Annotated in this window: 9 protein-coding genes; 7 read left to right on the forward strand and 2 right to left on the reverse strand. The window is 65.0% G+C overall.

Annotation, left to right across the window (positions count from 1 at the left end; all coding sequences use genetic code 11):
• The first annotated feature begins 40 nt into the window (after positions 1-40).
• Positions 41-1,009, forward strand: coding sequence for an ABC transporter substrate-binding protein (locus tag ACVWY6_RS00075; protein WP_062796892.1), 969 nt, complete (start codon positions 41-43; stop codon positions 1,007-1,009).
• Positions 1,010-1,105: 96 nt separating this feature from the next.
• On the opposite strand, the gene ACVWY6_RS00080 is transcribed toward ACVWY6_RS00075, so the two are convergent.
• On the reverse strand, positions 1,106-1,795 hold the full coding sequence (locus ACVWY6_RS00080) for a formyltransferase family protein (RefSeq protein WP_457535464.1): 690 nt from the start codon (positions 1,793-1,795) through the stop codon (positions 1,106-1,108).
• 60 nt (positions 1,796-1,855) lie between these two features.
• Here ACVWY6_RS00080 and ACVWY6_RS00085 point away from each other — a divergent pair, with 60 nt between their 5' ends.
• The 3 genes from ACVWY6_RS00085 (at position 1,856) to ACVWY6_RS00095 (ending at position 11,044) form a co-directional block, all read left to right on the forward strand.
• A complete protein-coding gene (locus ACVWY6_RS00085) occupies positions 1,856-8,083 on the forward strand; it encodes an amino acid adenylation domain-containing protein (protein ID WP_457535466.1) in 6,228 nt (2,075 codons plus the stop codon).
• A gap of 28 nt (positions 8,084-8,111) precedes the next feature.
• Entirely contained in the window at positions 8,112-9,947 is a 1,836-nt protein-coding gene (locus tag ACVWY6_RS00090) for an SIP domain-containing protein (protein ID WP_457535468.1), read from the forward strand.
• 146 nt (positions 9,948-10,093) lie between these two features.
• Positions 10,094-11,044, forward strand: a complete 951-nt coding sequence (locus ACVWY6_RS00095) for an AMP-binding protein (protein ID WP_457535469.1) — start codon at positions 10,094-10,096, stop codon at positions 11,042-11,044.
• Between the two features lie 33 nt (positions 11,045-11,077).
• On the opposite strand, the gene ACVWY6_RS00100 is transcribed toward ACVWY6_RS00095, so the two are convergent.
• Positions 11,078-13,012: a sigma factor-like helix-turn-helix DNA-binding protein gene (locus ACVWY6_RS00100; protein WP_457535470.1), complete on the reverse strand. Its 1,935-nt coding sequence runs from the start codon at positions 13,010-13,012 to the stop codon at positions 11,078-11,080.
• Positions 13,013-13,391: 379 nt separating this feature from the next.
• Between ACVWY6_RS00100 and ACVWY6_RS00105 the strand changes: the two genes are divergently transcribed.
• The 3 genes from ACVWY6_RS00105 to ACVWY6_RS00115 are packed head-to-tail and all read left to right on the forward strand — an operon-like array spanning position 13,392 to position 16,348.
• Positions 13,392-14,372: an iron chelate uptake ABC transporter family permease subunit gene (locus ACVWY6_RS00105; protein WP_457536816.1), complete on the forward strand. Its 981-nt coding sequence runs from the start codon at positions 13,392-13,394 to the stop codon at positions 14,370-14,372.
• Positions 14,369-15,463 carry a FecCD family ABC transporter permease gene (locus ACVWY6_RS00110; RefSeq protein ID WP_023960148.1) on the forward strand — a complete coding sequence of 365 codons (1,095 nt, stop codon included), beginning with the start codon at positions 14,369-14,371 and terminating at the stop codon, positions 15,461-15,463. The genes ACVWY6_RS00105 and ACVWY6_RS00110 overlap by 4 nt, the downstream gene beginning before the upstream one ends.
• 45 nt (positions 15,464-15,508) lie before the next feature.
• Complete coding sequence (locus ACVWY6_RS00115; protein ID WP_051406608.1) at positions 15,509-16,348, forward strand: ABC transporter ATP-binding protein; 840 nt, start codon at positions 15,509-15,511, stop codon at positions 16,346-16,348.
• Positions 16,349-16,360 lie beyond the last annotated feature (12 nt).

The following is a 16,360-nucleotide window of genomic DNA, read 5'->3' on the forward strand; positions in this document are numbered from 1 at the left end:
CACTCCGGAACATTTCCGGAGCAAGAATGGAGAACTGACAATGAAGAAGTCTCGAAGACTGCGGCTGTGGTCGTTGTTGGCCGCGCTGCCACTGCTTTTTGTGGTCCTGCTGACCGGATGCTCGGACGATTCCGACAAGGATTCGGCCTCGGGCGAGACCCGGACGGTGGAAACTGTCGACGGTCCTGTCGAGATCCCGACCGACCCCCAGCGCATCGTGGCGCTGCGTGGCTCGGCAGAAGCACTGCTCAGCCTCGGTAGCGACAAGGTCGTCGGCGTACCGGATCTCTACACGGCCGACTACTTCGGCACCGACACGGCCGCTTGGGACAAGTACCAGAGCCTGCCCAAGGTCGGCACCATCGCGCAACCGGATTATGAGGCGATTCTCGCGCTCGAGCCCGACCTCATCGTCGGCAACGTTCTCGAAAAGCATTGGGAAGCAATCGACAAGGAGAAGCTGAAGGCCATCGCGCCGGTCGTGAACCTCGAGGGCGGGTCATTGCTGGTCACCGACTGGTACGAGACCTTCGACGAGGCGGCCGACATCGCGGGCATGAAGACCGAGGCCGAGGAGCAGAAGCAGCAGTTCCACGCACGCGCCGACGAGATCCACCAGAAGTACGCCGACAAGATCGACGGCACCAAGTTCGTCGCGGTCGCGTCGTGGTCACCGGGCACTTTCTGGGACCAGAACGCCGGAACGTATGTGCCACACAAGCTCGAGGCCGCGGGTCTGACCTTCCCCACGGGCGAGGGACAGGAACGTTCGTATGAGCAGCTGGGAATGCTCGCCGACTACGACGTGATCGTCTACCCGACACGCGCAGACGGAACCACCACACCAGAGGTGCAGGCGATGCTCGACTCCGAGCTCTTCAAGAGTCTGCCCGCAGTACAGGCCGGACGGGTTCTGGCTGTGGCATACACGGATCCGTTCACCTACGCATCCGGAATGGCCAGCCTGGACAGCCTGGAAGCGCAGTTGGAGAAGCTCCCGCAGAAGTGAGTACCTGACTCAGATCGATGATGGCGCCGGCGTTTGCCGGCGCCATCATTGCGTAGCGTGCCCTGCCGCCGTCGGAAACAGCGGTGCGGGAGTCGGTCAGGCCCGGTAGGACGCGAACAGATCCCGGTACGCCGGGTAGTGGTCCTCCAGTACGCCGAGTTCCGTGGCCCGGACGAAGTTCGGATGGTCCCGGTACTTGCCGATGTCGGCGAGTTGCTTCATCCCGTAATAGCCTGCGGGAGCAGAGGAGTGGTTCGCGGAGGCCGGCGCCGGGCTTCGATCGAGGGAATCGATGTTGTCGACGAAGATGTCGTGGCAAGCCTGCGTCACCTCCATCGACAGTTCCTCCAGCGTCACGGACTCGGTGAGGGCGATAGCCCGTCTGTCGATGACGTCGCCGGTGTCGATCCCCGCGTCGACGCGATGGAGCGTGACACCGAATTCTTTCTCACCGTTCAGGATTGCGAATACTGCGGCGGCAATGGGCAGGCCCCGATACCGCGGAAGCGGTCCGCCGTGAATGTTCACGATGGTCACGCCGAGTTCCAGGATCGGCTCACGAAAGATGAAGGGATTGCCGGTCGAACACACCAACCCGTCCGTACAGAACTCGTCGATGCCGTCGGCCAACTCGTTGACGTCGTCGGTGCCGGCGCATTCGAGATCGGACGCCCACGCGGGGACGGCTTCGCCCTCTGGGTGGATGACAACGTCGACCGGTGTGCCCACCGAGGCGGCATGACCTGCGGCACGCCACAGCAGAGCTCCTGAGCCGACCAGAATCACGAGAACTTCCCTTCGCCCGCGGTCTTCGAACCCAATTGAACCTAGGGTAGCCTAAACTTCATGACGACTTTCGGGCACCCTGGGGACTCGGCCACGATCCAGGTGGACATTTCGGAGCTGCACGAGCGATGGAATGACCGAACGACACCAACGACCACGGCAACCGTTCCGGAGTTGTTCGCTGCTGCAGCCCGATCGACGCCCGATGCCCTTGCTCTCGTCGATGGGCGTACCCGACTCACGTACCGCGAATTGTCGGTCAAGGTGGGCGAATTGGCGCAACGTCTACGTCAGTCGGGGCTACCCGCCGAAGGTGTGGTCGCCATCGGTATGTCTCGCTCGGCCGAGATGGTCGTTTCCGTACTGGCCACGATGGCAGCCGGCGGCGCGTTTGTTCCTGTCGACCCGCACTGGCCCGAGACCCGTCGGCGACAGGTGAGCGCCGACGCATCGGTGAACATCGCACTGACAGCTGCGGACGACCGCACGGACTGGGGCACCGAGACGATCTCGGTGAGCCTCGCCGACTGGCGGTTCGGTGATTGTGTGCCGGACGCGTCCCCGCTGCGCGTGCAGGGGAACCAGTTGGCCTACGTGATCTTCACCTCCGGGTCCACCGGGACTCCCAAGGGGGCGATGATCCGGCACGAGGCGATCTGCGAACGACTTGTGTGGCAGCGTGATCAGATACTGATGTTCGGACGAGACGATGCCTCACTGTTCAAAGCGCCTCTCGCCTTCGACATCTCGATCAACGAGATACTGCTGCCACTTGTCTCGGGTGGGTACGTGGTGGTGGCGGCGCCCGGAAGTGAGAAGGATCCTGACTACCTACTGGATCTGATTGCCTCGGAACGGGTCACCTACCTGTATCTGGTGTCCTCGATGCTCGACACCCTGTTGGCACTGGATCGCGATCGGTCGACCCGGTCGGGATCCGCGCTGGCTTCGGTCAGACACATCTGGTGTGGCGGAGAGGTTCTGACACCCGATCTCTTCATGCGATTCCGGCAGCAGTTGTCCACCACGCTCTATCACGGCTACGGACCGGCTGAAGCGACGATCGGCGTATCGCACGTCATCTACCGCGACGAGGCCGAGAGAATCGCCACGTCGATCGGTCGTCCCAATCCGCACACCCAGTTGTACGTGCTGGACGAGCAGCTCGAGCCGGTTCCGGTGGGTGTGGGCGGTGAGCTCTATGCTGCCGGATTCCTGCTCGGCCGTGGATATGTCGGCAACGCCGCGATGACTGCGTCGAAGTTCGTATCCAATCCGTTCGACCCCGACGGCTCACGGATGTACCGCACGGGCGACCTCGCCCGCTGGTGCGACAACGGTTCGCTGGAGTTCCTCGGCCGGGCGGACAACCAGGTGAAGATCCGCGGGAGGCGGGTCGAACTCGAAGAGATCGAGGTGATCATCTCCGGCCACCCGCAGGTGCGACAAGCGGTGGTGACACTGACGGGCAATACCGCCGGCGCCGACAGTCTGTCGGCCTATGTGACCGAAAACCCGGGCGCCACGGTGGATGTGGAGAACCTACAGTCCTGGTGCGTCGACAATCTTCCCGACTACATGGTGCCGTCGAACCTGATGGTCCTGGACGCTTTCCCCGTCACCGCCAACGGCAAGGTGGACCGCCGCGGACTGCCTGCGATGACCCCCACCCGGCAAGGCGCGTTCATCGCGCCGCGTACACCCCACGAACAGCTCCTGTGCGACATCTTCGCGACCATTCTCGGGGTGGAGAAGGTCAGCGTCGACGACGACTTCTTCGCTCTGGGCGGAGACAGCATCGTGGCGGTCAAGGTTGCCCTGGCGCTGCGGCCGGAGGGATTCAGGCTCCGCTCACAGGACATCGTCTCTCACCGCACGCCCGAACATCTGGCCACGGCACTCACAGCGTCGGGGCCGGCGACGACAGTCCCGACACCCGACGCGCCTCTTGTCGAACTCGAGGACGACGAGTCGGACGAGATCCATTCCCAGGTCGATGGTTTGCGTGAGGTGCTGCCACTGACGGCCGTCCAATCCGGCATCTACTTCCATTCGATCGCGGTGGATGACCACGACCCCTACATGGTTCAGCAGATCGTCGAGTTGTCCGGGCCACTCGATGTCGACAGGCTCGCCGAGGCCGCAGGCGTGGTGATCCGCCAACATACGGCACTGGCGGCGGGCTTTCGCACCACGCGGTCGGGCCGGGTCATCTCAACCGTGGGGTCGACGCCCGCACCAGAGTTTCGGACGTTGAGTTTTGTTGATGAATCGACGCTGGAGGCAGCGCAATTCGTGGACAGGGTTGCATTTGAGGAACGCAGCCGCAAGTTCGATCTCACTCGGCCGCCGCTGATGCGCTACACCCTGATCACCATCGGGGAGGGGCGGTACCGGCTCATCCAGACGGTGCACCATCTGATCGCCGACGGTTGGTCGGTGGCACTGATCTGGAACGACATCATGGCTGCATATCGCGGCGAGCCGTTCGACTCCAGCGCACCGCAATTCAGCGACTTCCTGAGGTGGTGGACGCAGGGGCGAACCCCACAGAGCGAGGTGGAAGCGTGGAAGAACCACCTCGCCGACATCGGAGATCCGACACTGATCTCCGACCACCTGCCGCGCAGTGCGGGCAATGGCTTCGGTCGGCGCCGTCGTACGCTGGGGCCCGATCACCGGCAGGCACTGACGGCGTACGCCCGATCGCGATCGGTCAGCGAGGGTGCCGTGATGACCGCGGCATGGGGTGTTCTGCTGGGCTGCGTCATGGGGCGGACCGATGTGGTGTTCGGTTCCACCACAGCGGGTCGTGGCGAAGATGTGGACGGCATCGACCGGATCGTCGGGATGCTGCTGAACACCGTGCCAACCAGGGTGCGCTGGACCAAGCGGGACACCATGGACGACGTGGTCCACAACTTCGTCCGCGCGGAGACCGAAGTGCTCGACCACCAACACGTTCCGCTCCTGGATCTCCATTCGGCGTTGGGTGTACGCGAGTTGTTCGACACCCTGTTCTCGATCGAGAACCTCGAACGTCCCGAAGATGTCGGCGATCTGCGACTCGGGGCCATCGAGTACATCCAGGCCCCTCACTACCGGTTGACTGCGCTGGTCACGCTGCACGAGTCGGTGTCGGTGGCGTTGACCAACGACCGGGCGGCAATCGACGACGCGGTGGCGGACCGGCTCGCGGATCTCTACCTCGGTGTCGTAGAGCTGATCGTCACCGGATCCGATCGGGGTACCAACGCCTTTCGCGCGATCACCGCGACGTCCCCGGTTGACCATCGCACCGTGGTGGACACCTGGAACCCGCCGTCGAAGCCTGCGGAACTGCCAGACTCGGTGGCTGAGCTCATCGCACGTCGGATGGCCGAATCGACGGAGCTGGTGGCTCTGGTTCAGGGTGACGTCACCCTGACTTACGGTCAGCTGGGAGAGCGAATCAATCGATTGGCCCGCTTGCTGATCGAGTCGGGCGTAGGCCCCGAGTCCCGGGTGGCGTTGCTCCTTCCGCGCTCGCCAGATCTGGTCACCGCGCTGCTCGCCGTGATCGTTGCCGGTGGCGCGTATGTCCCGATCGATCCACGTCATCCGACCGAGCGGATCAGCCACCACCTGTCCGACTCGTCCCCGACCGTGGTTCTGGCCACCGAGGCAATTGCGGTAACGCTCCGGAGGGCCGGCGTCGACGTCCCGGGTGAGCTGATCTGTCTGGACGATGCCGCGATCAACGGCCGGATGTCAGCATTGCCGGCAGGGCCAGTCGGCGCCGCCGAGAGGCAGACCGAGCTGCGCGGGGATCACGCCGCCTACGTCATCTACACCTCGGGGTCGACCGGTAACGCCAAGGCCGTGGTGGGATCTCACACCGGGTTGGTCAATCGCCTCGAATGGTCCACTGCGAGTTGGACCGACGGCAACAGTCCCCTCGGAGGTGCCCGGCTCGCCAAGAGTTCGATCGGCTTCATCGACGGGTCCACGGAGATCTTGGGTGCGCTGTTGGCCGGGTGTCGGTTGGTGATCGCCGACGAATCCGAGTCGAACGACGCGGATCGTCTGGCGGACCTGGTGCAGAGTCACGGCATCACCCAACTCACCGGGGTGCCGACCCTGCTGCGGGCCGTCGCCGAAGTGGGAGCGGAACGGGTCGGTGTTGTCCGGCAGTGGATCTGCAGCGGTGAGGCGCTGTCCTCGGCTGTCGTCGACGAGATCAACCGGGCATCACCGGGTACAACGGTGATCAACTCCTACGGTTCCTCCGAGGTGGCCGGTGACGTCGCATTCTCCTCGCGATCCGCTGCGGTCGCCGAACCCATCACCATCGGCGCACCTGTGCCGGGGAGCCAGATCTATCTGCTCGACCCCTGGCTACGTCCGGTGTCACCTGGAGTCACCGGGGAGTTGTACGTCGGCGGGGCGCAGGTGGCCCGAGGTTATGCCGATCGGCAGGCCCTGACTGCTGCCACGTTCGTGGCAGACCCTTTCGGCCCAGCAGGCACCCGTCTGTACCGAACCGGCGATCTGGCCCGCTGGACCTCAGACGGCTCGCTGCAGTATCTGGGCCGCCGCGACTTCCAGGTGAAGGTGAACGGCGTCCGCGTCGAACTCGAGGAGGTCGAGGCCGCGCTCGCCGCTGTACCCGGTGTGGCCGCGGCCGCTGCCACGGTTCACGAATCGGGCGAGTCGAGCCGGCTGGTGGGCTATGTGACGGCGGCAGAGGGCGCGCACCTGGACGGCCGGACGGTTCGCGACGCGGTGACCGCTGTTCTGCCCGTGCACGTTGTACCGATCGTGCTCGTCGTCGACGCCCTACCTCTCACGCCTACCGGGAAGGTCGACCGAAAGGCGCTGCCGACGCCCGATTTCAGTTCACTGACCACAGCATCGCGAGAGCCCCGTGGCGCCGCCGAGGAGATCTTGGTGTCGGCATTCGCAGAGGCGCTGGGGCTGCCCGCGGTAGGTGTCGACGACGACTTCTTCGACCTGGGAGGCGACAGCATCTCCTCGATCGCGGTGGTTCGGCGGGCCGGGCAGCGCGGTCTGGACCTCACCATCCAGGACGTGTTCGCGCTGCGCGCGCCGGCGCGATTGGCAGAGGGTCGAACCGTGGCGCCCGACGATTCGGCCGAGTCGTCCGTGCGACCAGAGCCCCTGCCGGTGGTTCCCCCGGTTGAGCAACATCGGCTCCGTCAGTCCGGTCTCGACATCGAGCAGCACGTGCTCACCGAGGTCGTCGATCTGCCGCACCCTGTGGAGTCCGAGCAGTTGGCGTCGGCGGTCGACACGGTGCTGCGCGAGTTCGAGTGCCTGCGGTGGCGGGTGAACCCTCGTCACCGATTGCTGTGGAACACCGACGTACCCCCGTACGCAGACCGTCTGGCGTCGGAAAGTGTTGCAACACTGGATCAGTCCGGTACGGATGCCGAAGGCGCCGTCAGGGCAGCGCGTGACCAGGTGGTCAAACGGGTGGACATCACAGCAGGACGGCCACTGCATGTCGCGCTCCTGCGGTCTTCGCAGGGCACCCACCTCATCGTGGCCGTACACGGGGTGGTCGCAGACCGGTACACCGTCCACCAGGTGACAAATCGCTTGACCGCACTGCTCGACGGATCCGACTCCGGTGCGCCGACCGTGGGGTCCACCGCGGACGCAGCGGCCGCGTTGGCCGAACGTGCGCAGTCTGCCGATGCCGATGCCGCACTGGCTGATTCCATCGATCTGCTGCTCGGCATGCCGTCAGTCGACGAGGTGGACGGACACGTGGACGGAGACGCCGGACTCGTCGTACGTGTCGAGAAGCTGTCCGGTCACATGGACAGGTCTGCCGAAGCAGTGGAGGCCGCCTTCGTCGCCGCCATCGCGCATGGATCATCCGCCGTACGCACGGTTGACCTCGAATGGAACCTGCGAAACCATCTGTACGGGAACGACGTTAATCCCAGCGCACGCGACGGCCTACCGGGTGCATTCACCGCCGTGTACCCGGTGCGGCCGGGGGTCAACGGGTTCGAACGGCCACCGTATGCGCCCTGGTACGACTTGTGGCGCTTCCAGCACAGCGTCGGACGCAAGAAGTTGCGGCGGGCACCCACTGCAGGAGTGCTGCTGACCCGAATCTTCGGCCCGCTCGCCGATCCCGCTCGGCGGGAGGGTTTCGAGGCGCTCTACGGGGTGGTCGGCCGGTATGCGATCCACGGGGATCGCGTGGAATTACATGTTCTGGCCCCGGACGCCGCCGAGATGGCGGACCGTTGGGCCGCCGCCCTGAACCCGTGAGTGTGGCACGACCGACGAAGGAGGAGCCGTGGCCGGTTCGGTGCGCGATCTGACAGTGAGCCCGATCTGTTTGCGCGAGTTCGATGTTCTGCGTGTGTGGGACGTGACGCCCGGGATGCGACGTGTGGTTCTCGGAGGTCCGGCCATCGGCGAGCACACACGCGACGGTGTTGTCCTACCCCCGGTGCAGACCAGCGGATTCGACGACGACGTGAAGATCATGCCTCCCGACCCGGTCACCGGAGGCTTCCCCTTCGAGGTGCCCCGTAACACCGGTGCGGGCCTGATCGACTGGACGCCGGGCAGTTTCGAATACACCCGTACCTACACCGTGCGCGCCTTCGACGCTGGTGCAGGCGAGTTGACCATCGACTTCGCCCTCCACGAGACCGGACTCGCCTCGACGTGGGCCCGTCGTGTGGTGCCGGGGGAGAAGATCCTGGTCGCCGGCCCCAAGCACTCGGCCGGACTACCGACTGCAGCCGATTGGATGCTGATCGGAGGGGACGAGACGGCGTTGCCTGCGATCGGGCACTGCCTCGAGATGCTGCCGCCATCGCTACCGGCGACGGTGGTGATCGAAGTGGCCGACCCCTCTCATCATCAGGAATTACCCAGCGCCGCAGAGGTTCACATCACCTGGCTGTATCGCAGTGAGGCCGAGGGCAGGTCGCGGCTGGCCGAGACACTCCAGTCGATCCCGTGGCGTGACGGTCAGCCATACCTGTGGGTCGCGGGGGAAGCCATGGTGGTCAAGCCGCTCCGCAGATGGGCCAAGCGAGAGAAGGGGATACCGAAGGAGTTCACCGACATCGCCGGCTACTGGCGTGAGCACGCGGTCGCCACCGTCGCGGGCGATCCCGAGGTCATCGACGTCGCCACACAGGCCCCGGACCCCTTCGAACGCGTCCACGAGTATTCGGAGCTGTTGCCCGCGTGTGCGTTACGCGCAGCAGTCACGCTGGGGGTGTTCGCAGAAATCGACGCGGGTGCGGTCACCGTGCAGGACATCGCCGCTGCTTGCGGGGCACGTCCCGGCCCGCTGCACAAGCTGGTGCGTCACCTCGTGGTGATGGGTCTGCTGGTCCGAGAGGGAAACATCTACTCACTCAGCGAGGTGGGCGCGGTGCTCGCCGACCCCGACACCCCGTGGGTCGAGGGATTGCGGATGGACTCCGCCGAGACGCAGATGCAGCTGTCATTCCTCCGACTCCTCGACGTGGTGCGAACCGGTGATCCGGTCGGAATCGGGGGTCTGTCGGTCGAGGATTGGGCGAATGACCCCGACCGGGCCGATGGCTATCACGGTGAGATGGTCGAATGGCCGACGTATCTCGCGCCGGCCTTGACCGAGGCCATCTCGTTCGAGGGCGTACGCACTGTCGCGGTCGTCGGCGAAGGCGGTGGACCCTACGTGGACGCGATGCTGCGCGCGTATCCGTCGCTCGAGATCAGTGTTGTGGGCATGCCGTCGCTCACCGAGCGCATGCTCGGGGACGTGACCACCGAGAGGCGGCCTCTGGTCAGGCGCGTCGCAGGTAGTCACGTCGCGCCGCTGCAGACGAAGGTCGACCTCCTCGTGGCGGCAGGCGTCGTGGAGACCCTGCCCGACGGTGACGTGGCGGTTGCACTGACGGCGTACGCGGAGTCTGCCGGCCGGGTGGTGATCCCGACTCGGCTGATGGACCCGGAAACGACAAACGACTACGAGACGGAAGAAGATCTTCTCCGGATGTGTGTGTTCGGGTCGGGCTCTCGCACGGAGGCCGAAATGCACGCCCTCATCAACTCGGTCGGCGTCGGCGCACCGCACGTCGGGCCCCTGGGGTGGGGCGCGTACGTCGTCGAATACCGAGCGAATTGATAACCCGTCTAGACTTTTGAACTCTTCCAAGGCTAGCCTTACCTCAATTGTGGGTGGAGGCCCACGTAAGCCGGGTGAATGCAGGCCATTTCCGACTCGGCTTCGAATTGAGCTTTGCGAAGCTACTTGGAAGAGGGGTGTATCCAATGGGTGCGGCGCAGCTGAACACATTTCTCGACAACACCGTTGCTCGCCATTTCGGCCGCCCGGCCGTGGCGTGCGGTGAGCACGAAGCCGACTTCGAGCGTTTCGATGAATCAGTGCAGTGGCTCGGCGAAGACCTGGCGTCGCGAGGTATCGGCGCACGTCAAAGGGTTGGTGTCTGTGTAGGCGGCGGATGGGAGTTCCTGCTCGCATTCCACGCATTGGTGCGGTTGAACGCCGTGGTGGTGCCGATCGATCCCTATGACGAAACGTCGGTGACCGCTGCTGCCGGACTGGACCTGCATTTTGTTCTCACGCATTGCGCCGAGGACTTTCTTCACGAAGAGAATGTCGGGCTCATGTGCGGGGACCGAATACCCCCGACATTTGATGTGGCAGAAGAGTTCCGTTTGATCGCAATTTCGCCACGGTCGCCCCTGCAGGCCGAAGGCGGTCTGATCCTCAACGACCTGGGGTTCCGATTCTGGGGTAACGGAGAAGTGGCCGAACGTATCGGGGGCCTGCAAACCGATCTCGACCTGGATGAGGACGCTCGTGCCGTGGTCTGTGGCCCGTGGAGTTGCCCCTCCGCAGTGATGCTGGTGCTCGCCTGCGCAGCATCGGGTTCCTGCGTGCATGTTGTCGACCACGTGCATGACTCCGTGACGGTGCACGATGCGCTGGGTGAGGGTGACGTGTCGGTGGTCTTCGCCCCGCCGCTGGTCATGCACGACCTGATGCGTGCAGCAGACCCCTGGACCTGGGGCCCGAGGCGCCCGCGGATGGTCCTGCCCGACGGTGAGGTGCTTCCCGATGTGCTGCTGCGCCGCCGGGGTCTGACCCGTCAGACCTGCGATGACCCGCCGGTCTACCGGTTTGGTCTTGCCGACCGGCATCCTGCGGTTCATGCCGGCTACGGCCGGAGATCAGCAGAATTGCGCCCGGTCTCCTGAAGACCCCGCCGAATTGTCAACCACGCAGAACCGTCAGCTCAGAGCTGCGGTGACGAGTGCGGCCAGTTCGACCTCTTTGCGGTGCTCCAGTGTGGAGATGACGGTTGCCGCATCCGCGTCGTCGGGCAGGAAGAGCGACGTGGCAATTGCCGCGATGAGGTCGTCGCGATCAGCCGGCGCAGGGTTCCGGTGGCCCAGCAGAGCAAAGATCTGATCGACCGGCTCTGCCGACACGCTTACCGAGCGACGTACGACGTCGAACCCGTCCGGTGAGAACTCGAGGAAGATCTCGTCGCCCAGGGCCAGGCCCAGGTCGCTGACGAAGCGTTTGATGGTTCCCACTCGGGCCTGCACGGACACCCACATCAGCGACTGTGGCCCCAGTCGCGACGGCAGCTTCAACGGATTCCCCGGGCCTACTCCGACCAGGCCCGCGAGGGCTGACGGGATGTTGAATGCCGACCCTTTGAGGTGCGCGCCGGACACCGTTGTGGCCCAACGGATGACATCACCATCGCAATAGAGACATCGGGTCTTTGCTGGCGACTTCCTGTGGACGTAGCGTTCGCTGCGCCGGGTCACCACATCATCTCGCGTCACGAACTCGCCGGCCCCCGCGTACGCGCGGATGCTCGATTCGGTGACGTCGTACTTCTCGCTGATCTGCGACACCAGATCCTTGATGCCGATACTGCCGCCCGCAGCGTCGAGGATGTGGCCGATCTGCCGATGGACCGGCTGGTACTGATCACCGCCCCATCGACGCAGTCCATAGGTGGTGCGATCGGTCTTGACGATCCGATCGTCGGTGACCAACGCATTGCGGACGCTCGACCGGGAGCGTGGCTTGCCGGCGAGTCCGGTCAGGATCTCCTCGAATGTGCGGGGCGCTCCGGCGATCGACAAGACCGCGCACACCAGATCCGCAGTGGACGTCGAGCCTTTGACCACATGGTCGTCGAGCACGGTGAATCCGCTGCTGTTCAACCATCTCGTCGCCTCGGACTCCGACAGGTTCAGTTTCGCGGCCACGATGCCGACCGGGACCAGCGCCTCCTCACCCGCGTGCGCATCGAGGACGTCTTCGACAAGGTCGGCGATCTGCGCGGGGGGTCGGCTGATGATCCATCCGTCCACGCAGGCAAGGTCGTTCGATCCGGCGATGAGCAGCTGTCCCACGGAGACCCCGAGCGCGGGTATCGCGGTGGCGAAGAGTGGCAGGGTCTCGGCCACCCGGGCAGAGTCCGCCACCGGATCGGCCAGTGCCACCGTCTCGGCGAGAAGCCGGCGCAGGTCCACCGAACTCTCCACGGTCTCCGACAGTTGCAGCCGCAGACTTCGGTCGAGCTGGTTCACTCGCTCGCGCGACAACCCGAGTTCCTTGGCCAGGTCGGCCTGGGTGCGGGGCTTGGCCGCGAATATGCGCTCGTGGAGGATCACGCGGTCGCGTTCATCGACGGACTCGATGAACTCGAGCAGGTGAGGATCTGCCAGTACCCGGCCGCCGCTCCGGTTGTCCTCACCGTGCGGTGCCCGGGTCGCCTCGGCCACCAGGGCTGCGACGACGTCGATGACAATGGCACGGCCGACCCCAGGCAAGTGCAAGAGGTGGCCGGCCGAGTGTGTAAGGACATTCGAAACGTCTCGAATCCTGTTGTCGTGCAACGCTGAGACGGCGTCCGGCTCCAACTCGAGCGCGGCCACGGGCGTGCCTCCGGAGACAGTCGGGAAGTCGTCGGCAAGCGTGATGTCCGCCCGGTCGGTCACATGCCGCAGCGCGACGAGTTCGCAGAAGCGGCGGAAGTTGTTGGCGTTCAGTGCCTCTGCTGGGCTCCCGTCCAGCCAGGCGTTGGGGATCAGCTCGTCGCTGGCGAGGATCGATGGCCCAGACCGGTACTCCTCGAGCCACGGCAGGAGCATAGGCCAAGCCGTCTTCGAGAACGGCCGTGCCGTGGTCGAGTCGGGCATCAGCAGTGGGCCTTTCGTGGGCTGCGGTCACGGCACGAAGTGGCCGGGAGAGATGGGCGGTAACGGAAGATTAGCCTATCTGTAAACCTGGTTAGTTGCCGCAAAGTTGCCGAACGGGAGGCTCCGGCGCGACGCTTCAAAAGCCGCCCGAACTGCGACGATGCCGACAACGGGCGGGCTGCGGTATGGGACCCTGCTATTGGCACTAAGGTGAGCATTACCTACTGATAGATGGGGCTGAGATGCAGGACAACGCGTGCCGGGCTCGGACGTGACTGTCGGTGCCGACCCCGGCCTCCGGGTGGACCTGACAAAGAGCGAAGATGGTTCGGCGGCGCGCCGTCGTGCTCAGGGACTGGCGCAGACCAACACCAGGCGGATGCTCGGCTGGGTTGCCGGGGTCGTCGTCCTGGCTGCGGTCTGCATGCTCAGCATCGCCATCGGCGCCAAGGACGTGCCGTTCTCGACGGTGTGGGATGCGCTGTGGTCGTACGACAACTCCGGGGACCACATCATCGTTCGCGACCTGCGTATCCCGCGCACCATCCTCGGCCTGATCGTCGGGGTCGCGTTGGGGATCGGTGGAGCCCTCATCCAGGCGATCACGCGAAACCCGTTGGCAGATCCCGGGATTCTCGGCGTCAACGCCGGCGCCGCGTTCGCCGTCGCCCTGGCGGTCGGGGTGTTCGGAGTGGCGAGCATCTGGTCATACATCTGGTTCGCATTCGCGGGTGCGGTGGTGGTGATGGTCTTCGTGTACGCGCTGGGGTCGATCGGTAGAGGGGGCGCTACGCCGATCCGTCTCACGTTGGCCGGAGTTGCCATCGGTGCCGTACTCACCGGCATCACGTCGGGACTCATCCTGCTCGACCCGGAAGCCTTCGACCAGATGCGGTTCTGGAATGCGGGGTCGATCGCGGGACGCGGACTCGAGGTGTCGGGTGCGGTCGCGCCGTTTGTTGTGGTCGGGCTGGTGCTCGCGTTTGTCATCGCCCGGCCGCTCAACGCTGTCGCCATGGGTGACGACCTCGCGCGGTCACTCGGGGCGAACGTGGCCCGCACCCGGGTCATCGGAGTCATCGCGGTGACGTTGCTCTGCGGCGCCGCCACCGCGGCCGCCGGCCCGATCAGCTTTCTGGGGCTGATGGTTCCGCATGTGGCCCGGTGGATCGTCGGGCCCGATCAACGCTGGATCCTGGCGTACACGCTGGTGGGTGGGCCGATCGTGCTCCTGCTGTCCGACGTGATCGGGCGTGTGATCATCCGGCCGGGTGAGATGCAGGTCGGGATCGTCACCGCGTTTGTCGGTGCACCCGTCCTCATCTTCCTGGTTCGACGAGGCAAGGCGAGCGGCCTGTGAGCGTCGACGCACAGAACCAGGACAAGCCGGCGCTTCCTGGAGATATCGACTTCGGACGTAAGGTCGCCGTGCTGCGCGTGCAGGGTGGCACGCTGTCGGGGCGGATCGACGTTCGCGCCGTGGCCGTGATCGTCATGCTGGTGGCCGCTGCGCTGGTGGTTGCGGTCTTTGCGCTCGGCACCGGGGACTACCCGGTGTCCCCGGACCGGGTGGTTCAGGCGATCTTCGGTAATGGATCCCGGATCGAAGAGCTCGTGGTGATGGAATGGCGGATGCCGAGGGTGCTGCTGGCGCTGATCCTCGGGGCCGCACTGGGCGTCAGCGGGGCGGTGTTCCAGTCGATCACCCGAAACCCGTTGGGCAGCCCCGACATCATCGGCTTCAACACGGGCGCCTATACGGGCGCACTGGTGGTTCTGCTGATCATCGGTGGCGGCGGCTATTACGACACCGCGGTGGGCGCACTGGTCGGAGGCATGATCACCGCACTCCTGGTGTACCTCCTGGCCTTCAAGCGTGGTGTCCAGGGATTTCGGCTCATCATCGTGGGAATCGCCATCAGCGCGGTCCTGTCGTCGGTGAACGCCTGGCTGATCCTGCGAGCGGACCTCGAGGATGCGATGTCTGCGGCGGTGTGGGGTGCCGGATCGCTCAACGGACTGGGTTGGACGCAGGCCCGCCCTGCCCTCATCCTGTTGGCGGTCCTCACCCCGCTGCTGGTTCTGGCGTCCTACCGGATGCCGATGCTCGATCTGGGCGATGACGCCGCCAAGGCGTTGGGCATCCGCGCGGAACCGACGCGATTGGTGCTGATCGTCCTCGGTGTCGCGCTCACCGCCGTTGCGACCGCAGCGGCGGGCCCCATCGCCTTCGTGTCGCTGGCCGCACCACAATTGGCCCGGAGGCTGACCCGCACGCCGGGCGTGGCCATGCTCCCGGCGGCGGTCATGGGCGCATTGCTATTGGTGGCCAGTGACCTCATCGCCCAGCGCGCGTTCACACCTACCCAGCTTCCGGTGGGAGTTGTCACGGTGTCGGTGGGTGGCCTCTACCTGGTGTGGCTGCTCGCCCGAGAGGCGCGTCGCCAATGACCCAACAATCTCGAGACGTCCGATGACGAGGTGCGAACAGTGGACATGAGCAAATTCGCGGACCAAGAAGTACCGTCCGCGACCCCTCGCGGCGACGGGGTGCACACCCGGTTGCAGGCTCAGGACGTCACCATCGGCTACGACAAGCGGGTGATCAGCGAGTCGTTGAGCGTCGACATCCCAGACGGTGCCTTCACCGTGATCGTCGGACCCAACGCCTGCGGCAAATCGACTCTGCTGCGCGCCCTTTCGCGACTTCTGGCCCCCACCAAGGGCTCGGTGCTGCTGGACGGTAAGGCGATCAGCTCTTATCCGGCCAAAGAGGTGGCGCGCAGGCTCGGTCTCCTGCCGCAGTCATCCATCGCGCCCGACGGCATCAGGGTCGCCGACCTCGTCGCCCGCGGACGTTATCCCCACCAGAAGTTGATCCGGCAGTGGTCGGCCGATGACGAATCTGCCGTGATCGAGGCGATGACGGCGACCGGCGTGACCGAGCTGTCGGGGCGACTGGTCGATGAACTCTCCGGCGGGCAGCGTCAAAGGGTGTGGGTGGCAATGGTGTTGGCACAGCAGACTCCGCTGATGCTGCTCGACGAGCCGACCACGTTCCTGGACATCGCCTACCAGATCGACCTGCTCGAGTTGTGTGCTGAGCTCAACAAGACGGGCGGTCGAACGCTTGTCGCGGTGTTGCACGACCTCAACCATGCGTGCCGCTACGCCGACCACATCATCGCCATGAAGGCCGGTGCCATTGTGGCGGAGGGTCGACCGGCTGACATCATCACGGCCGATCTTGTCCGCGATGTGTTCGGCCTCCCGTGCCGGATCATCGACGACCCGGAATCGCATACGCCCCTTGTGATCCCGCTCGTCAGACGCTAACTGTTGCAGGAA

This window comes from Williamsia sp. R60, from assembly GCF_054063855.1.